This is a genomic window from Chromohalobacter sp. HP20-39 (assembly GCF_033052815.1).
Classification (GTDB): domain Bacteria; phylum Pseudomonadota; class Gammaproteobacteria; order Pseudomonadales; family Halomonadaceae; genus Chromohalobacter.
Window position 1 is genome coordinate 1 of record NZ_JAWHTP010000233.1, and the last position, 398, is coordinate 398.

1 protein-coding gene and 1 pseudogene are annotated in these 398 nt (G+C 50.5%); both read left to right on the forward strand.

Annotated features, from left to right (window positions below; all coding sequences use genetic code 11):
- A pseudogene (locus RVY79_RS17785) lies at nt 1-193 on the forward strand (IS30 family transposase); the annotation flags it as partial.
- Nucleotides 194-229: 36 nt separating this feature from the next.
- The coding region (locus RVY79_RS17790) for a HAMP domain-containing protein (RefSeq protein WP_317465835.1) at nt 230-398 on the forward strand (169 nt) is incomplete at its 3' end.

The following is a 398-nucleotide window of genomic DNA, read 5'->3' on the forward strand; positions in this document are numbered from 1 at the left end:
CCTGATCCGCCAGTACCTGCCCAAAGGCACGGACTTGTCGGTGCATAGCCAGGAGGAACTGGATGCCATCGCACTGCAACTGAACATGCGCCCCCGTAAGCGCTTCGACTTCAAGTGTCCGATCGAGGTTATGGACGAGGTGATGCAGGAAGCTATGGCTATGCGGCATGATGCTCCAGCTTCAATTCAATAACCGTGTTGCACTCAGCTCCTGTAACCGCCCACTTTAATGTCAGGAAGCTTAAGCTCTGTTAGTGTTTTGGCTATTCTCTCTCCTCTTGGAAGACTGGTTGAAAGAGCCAGGACTATTTCCAATAACCCATTAAGTCAATCCCTCTACACTGGGCGCACCGATGAGTTTGGCCAAATAGAGTTTGCTTTACGAATGATGCAAGCTG